This is a genomic window from Roseibium sp. (genome assembly GCF_025698965.1).
Lineage (GTDB): Bacteria > Pseudomonadota > Alphaproteobacteria > Rhizobiales > Stappiaceae > Roseibium.
On the sequence record NZ_JAILWL010000439.1, the window covers coordinates 1 to 5,613 of the forward strand.

General features: G+C 56.2%; 3 protein-coding genes and 1 tRNA gene. 1 reads left to right on the plus strand and 3 read right to left on the minus strand.

Annotation, left to right across the window (positions count from 1 at the left end; genetic code table 11):
• Window positions 1–207 precede the first annotated feature (207 nt).
• Complete coding sequence (locus tag K5905_RS26355; protein ID WP_297589765.1) at window positions 208–1,104, plus strand: ROK family protein; 897 nt, start codon at window positions 208–210, stop codon at window positions 1,102–1,104.
• A gap of 161 nt (window positions 1,105–1,265) precedes the next feature.
• Here K5905_RS26355 and K5905_RS26360 read toward each other — a convergent pair.
• The 3 genes from K5905_RS26360 to K5905_RS26370 form a co-directional block, all read right to left on the minus strand.
• Window positions 1,266–1,341, minus strand: a tRNA-Phe gene (locus K5905_RS26360).
• Between the two features lie 203 nt (window positions 1,342–1,544).
• Entirely contained in the window at window positions 1,545–4,454 is a 2,910-nt protein-coding gene (locus tag K5905_RS26365; RefSeq protein ID WP_297589768.1) for a FecR domain-containing protein, read from the minus strand.
• Between the two features lie 11 nt (window positions 4,455–4,465).
• Window positions 4,466–5,613 (minus strand): tetratricopeptide repeat protein (locus K5905_RS26370; RefSeq protein ID WP_297589770.1); only part of this gene is annotated, 1,148 nt, incomplete at its 5' end.

Here is a 5,613-nt window from a genome sequence, read left to right on the forward strand (position 1 = left end):
GTCCCGGTCACTGCAGGCGAAACATTCAAATTCGCATTCAATATGGAAAAAGCCGTCGCTTTCGACCCTAAATCTGAAAACAGGATCTGCTGATCCGTTCCACCTCATAAACTGAGCAAACACCGCCGGGCAGACCGGCGGTGACCGAAGAGAACTGCTCCGGAAACGCCTGAAGAGCATCTCCGAGCCTGAAGGACTGAAAGAACGATGCGACTTGGGATCGACTGGGGCGGCACCAAAATGGAAATCATCGCTCTCGACGACGCGGGAAACAGCCTCTTTCGCAAACGCGTTCCGACACCGCGCAACGACTATGACGGCTGTGTTACCGCGGTCGCTGAGCTTGTCCGCATCGCTGAGGCTGATACCGGTCTGACCGGAACGCTTGGTATCGGCATTCCCGGCTCCATCTCGCCGCAGACCGGACTGGTGAAGAATTCAAACGCCACCTGGCTGAACGGCATGCCCCTCGCACGGGATCTGGAAACAGCAACCAACCGCCCGGTAAGAATCCAGAACGACGCAAATTGCCTTGCTGTCTCCGAAGCTATCGACGGTGCCGGTGCCGGGATGAGTGTCGTCCACGCTGTTATTCTGGGAACGGGAGCGGGCTCCGGAATTTCGATTAATGGCAGGGCTCATCGTGGCGCAAACGGCATTGCGGGCGAATGGGGCGCGATCACCGTGCCTTGGCTGAAGCGCGAAGAATTTCCGGGACCGGATTGCTGGATCGGTCACAAGGGCGCCATCGAATTCTGGTGTTCCGGCACCGGCTTTCAGACCGAATACGAAACGCATTCCGGCACTTCCCTTAAGGGACCCGGCATCATTGAACTGAAACGACAGGGCGATGAGGTTGCCACCCGGATTTACCAGGCCTTTGTCAGCCGTGTCGGCCGCGCCCTTGCCATGTCGGCAAATCTTCTGGATCCGGATGTCTTTGTCCTTGGGGGCGGCATGTCGAATGTTGACGAACTCTACGACGATCTGCCCAAAGCCATGACGCCTTATATCTTCTCAGATCGCTATGACACGGAAATCCGCAAGGCTCTTCATGGCGACAGCTCAGGCGTCAGAGGCGCCGCCTGGCTCTGGCAGGACTGACGTTCGAGGGATGACAAGCAGAACCGGGCATCTCGGATCAAGATGCTTCTTTCTCTTCTTTCTCAGTCGGAACAAATTCCAGTTGCCGCCAATAGGAGCATCAAAACAGCTAAGAGCTCGGCCATGAGACCGTTCAAAATACTGGAAATACGAAGGAAGAGTGGTGCCCAGAGGCGGAATCGAACCACCGACACGCGGATTTTCAATCCGCTGCTCTACCAACTGAGCTATCTGGGCGCGCTTGGCGAATGGTCCGGGACAAAGCCCCGTTCGCTGAAAGCCCGGTCCTTATAGAGGCTCGCTCTGACCTTGTCCAGCACCCCGGCAAAGTTTTTTGCCTGTTGTCGGCCACCCAGCTGGGGAAAACTTTCACTCATTGCAACACACTGAAAAACCGGAGCTTTTCGATCATACACACCCAAGCACGTTCTGGATCTTTGCTAGTCCAGCTCCCCGGCAACGATGCCGTTGGCAGACCAGCTGCCGTGCTGTGCATTGAAATTTCCGATGACGCCTTCATGGTTGGAATTTGGTCCGGCCACAAGGGATGCATTGAGCGTTCCGTTCAGCCCAGCCGGTCCCGACAGGCCACCCACGAACAAATTGCCGCTGGCGACAGTCTGTTCAGTCGGGATCGAGGTCATGGTACGGCCGTCAAAATCGGAAATCGTCGCGAAGGCTGCGCGATCACCAAAGTTTACGGACATCGTGAATTTGCCCGAAGCCAGATACTGGGCACCATTGTTGATGACATTGCCGACCGCATGACCGGTGTAATCCGCATCGCCCGAAGACGGAAGATCGATGGAGTCCGTCACTTCTCCGGCAACCCATGTTCCCATATGGAAGGTGTCGAACCGTTCTCCTTGGGCAAGTTTGGTGTCGTCCGCTTCGATCTTGGTTCCCCAGTACCCCCATTCAAGAAACTCACAGGCGCATTTGTCAGTTGACGCAAACAGCGTATCGTCCGCCCCCTCTACAAGCGTGCTCGGGACAATGTAGCTGTCAGGTGTCGTTCCGGATGTTGGCGCAACGACCTCTCCGTCATTCGTCGTCAGCAGCGTCCCTGCGCCACCCGTCGTCTCGATGGCGGCATAGGTGTCGGTGTCAATATAGACTGACTGCCCCGAACCGGACGGATCCCCGAAAGAAATCTCGTACTTGTTGATTTCGCGATCGGTTTCGTTGACATCCTCTACAGTCAACGATGCGTAGAGCGTTCCGTTGCTTGCATCAAACGCAATGGAAAACCCGTCCGTAGATGTGCTGTTGAAGAGAACCGGTCCTATCGAGGGCGATGCGTAGTTTACCGAGGATTCAAGCACACCAGCCGCATAACCGGTCATGGTCGTGTCGACGCGGTCAAGCGTCGACACATCGACTTCACTTGCCAATTCTGCCACATGCATCGTGCCGCTCATCTGGTCCGTTACGGTCGTGCCGGAGGGCACTTCCACATAACCGTCGGTAAAGGTGTTGCCATCTTCAAGTCCACCCGGACTGAGAACCAAATAGTCTGCGTTCGAACCGAAGAAACCGCCACCCGAAGCCCCTTCAAGACTTGCCACAGTCCCGGCGTAGAGGCCAGCCGACACGCCGGTATCCGTCCGATGCCCTCCCCGCCGCTCTCCGTTCAGCGTCAACGATCCGTCGCTGCCGGTAATCTCACCAAGGCTCAGGGAAACAAACGATTTCTGAGTACTGGTACCGTCGGAAACATACATGGAGGCTGTCAGGTAACTGGCTCCGTCCAGCGTTTGCGACGACGTTTCCAAAATCTTCAGGCCGCTGTTTTCAACCTGGCTCAGAAAATCCGCACCCAATTCTGCTGCAACCGCCGGATTGAGGAACAACGCCGAAGAAAACGCCGGAACAAGTGCGTCAGCTTCGTCTAAATAAGCGAGTTGAAAAGCGGTCAGGGCATCGCCATGCAGCTCATAGGTCCTGAGTTTTTCAGTGTCTGAGCCATCGAAAGCATCAAAATCCGTGGCGTCGCCGTAAAGGCCGTAAAAATAATCCGTGCCGCCATAATTGAATTCAGGTTCAAGCCCTGCTTCCACCGCCTGGAATTGGAGAAAGAAACCGAATCCTTCGCCGGTAATACGCTGCCCGCGGGCATTTTGAACGATCTCCCCCGACAAGACGGGGGCATCTGGAATAAAGCCGGCAGAGTAATTCTCAGCGATATCACCCTCGGCCGTAACCGTCTGGGTGTAATACTCGTTTACCGTATCATCTGGATCGAAAACGTAGATGGTTTCACCATCGGCAACCCCCGACCAGATGCGATAAGTGTTTGCGGCCGTATCCGGGTCCTGTGTGAACACGACAACTTCGTCGAAGCCGTTCGGTCCGCCCACAATGCCCTGTGTTCCAGGGTCTCGTACTGAAGTGGAAGACTGGCTGACAAAAAAACCAGTTCCTGCCCTCAGGACCCGAGCCTCATCCGTTTCGCCGACCGTTGTTTCGCCGTCGTCTTCTTCAACTTCAATCTCTTCGGTTGTCTGTTGTTGCTGCAGCACCTGTGTCTGAATGATATCGGTCTCGGGGTCGCTGAGTTTCGACGCCTCCACCGGGCTCGGCTTGCGCGGAGGCGTAGTCGTTACGACCCCAAGACGAGAATTGACGCGAGGAAGTCCGGATTGCTCGATTTGACTGCTCGTCGGTGGCGTGGGAATTCCGCCGTTCTGGTTTCGGCTTGTCATCGCCGTTTGGACATTGCCCAGATCTGATTGAGTGGTTCGGCGGACACTCGTGCGTCCATTCGAACCGATTTCCATGGAATAGCCGCTGCGATGTATGCGCGTGGTTTTGCCGTCCTTGCCGGTAAAGGTCAGATCCTTGCCGAACAGAAACGAAAGCACAGGTGGGTTCGACGACAGGTCGATATTGGCGATCCCACCACGAATACCGATCGTTCCAACCGGTGTCTTCACGGTGACACCGCCACGTTTCTTGCTCAATTTGCCGCCAACAAAACGGGCAACGCCTTTTCCGAAAGACGCCACCAGTTTTCCGGATCCTCCATTCGGATCGTAAACGAACTCATCTATGACCAGGTCGGAGCTGGCACCGACCGTGAAAGTTGAACCATCCGCGAGGAGAACCTGCACCAGGCCGGACCCGCTGGTTTCGATGCGCTCATTATAAATGACATTGTCGCCGAGCACCTTGGTGCCGCGCAGACCGCCAGGAGGCGTTCCAAAAGCGTCCGAATTGACCGCAGAGGCAACACCAACTTCAACCGCCCGGGCACCTGGAACGATTGCAACAAGAGCCAGAAGAAAAACTGACGCCTGACGCATGTGTGAAAGCGTGCCGTTCGACAACCGTTCGGAAAAATCAGTCATGCACCACATTCCTAAAAGGCCTTGGTCAACGAGACCAGGGCGGACGCGTTCGAATAAGTCCCGAGATCGTAGTTGGAGTATTGCCGGCGAAATTCTCCCGTCACGCCGACGGCCAGGTCCGGGCGCAAGGGGACGGATAATCCTGACCGGAGCCAGCCTTCGTGATCGTGCTGGGCGGCTGTTGCGTCAATCAGAGGATCCGGCCCCTGATATTCGCGGTAAATATAGCCTGCCTCCAAATCAAGCGACCAGGGCAAAGAGAGTTTCTCAATGGGCGAATCGAATTGCACCGTACCGCCAATACCGCCGCCAACTTCCCAGCTCTGGGTCCATTCCTGTTTGGTTTCTTCAAAATCCGCAAGAATCAAGGTTCTGACGGATACGGTCTGCGACAGCACCCGCGTAACCGTTGCAGCGAGCCGCAGATATGAGCCATTCCGGTCCGACACCGTCGGATACTCGGCGGTATCATTATACCAGCGCCGACGCCATTCGATCTTGCTGTCGACCTTGACGGTGTCGGTCACCTGCGACACCAAGCGGATGCCCGCACCGAGGGCACCGTTGTAGTTGGCGTGATTGAGGCGGATCCCGGCAGCGATTGCGTAGAGCCCGAGTTGCGTGTTGTCGAGGTCAAACCTTTCCAGGTTCAGGGACGGTCCAAGCGTCAATTCCGACAGAGCCGTATCCAGTCGCACAATATCCGCGTACCGGGCGCCATAGAAAATCAGGTCTGCCTCGATCAGATCGCCCTGAAGTCCCAGGTCGTAGGAACCATGGATACGGGCAGCGAGAAACGCATTGACATCCGCCTTGCCGGTGGCTGTATCGTCGAGCAGAAAGGTTCCGCCATTCAGGTCGACCCGCCGGCTGCCGGGTGCGGCGTTGGCATTGGACTGATACCGAACCCCGGTCACGACAGCTGCCCGAAAACTCGCAGGGTCCTCCTGTTTCGTGATCGCCGCGAGATAGGCTTCGACACGTGTCTGCACTTCTGCCGGAACGTCCGGTGCGTTGAGCGCCTGTTCGAAATAGTAGCGTGCTATTTCCGTCGATCCGATCCGAAAATACAGCACACCCAGTTCGAGCTGAACGCGCGGCAGATCGGGTGCATAAATCAGCATGCGTTCAAAAGTGGAAATTGCCGCTTCGTAGTCCC

What these genes read in the sequence shown, in the direction of transcription:
- K5905_RS26355 (WP_297589765.1), top strand. Translation starts at nt 208, where the DNA reads ATGCGACTTGGGATCGACTGGGGCGGCACCAAAATGGAAATCATCGCT.
- K5905_RS26365 (WP_297589768.1), bottom strand. Translation starts at nt 4,454, where the DNA reads ATGACTGATTTTTCCGAACGGTTGTCGAACGGCACGCTTTCACACATG.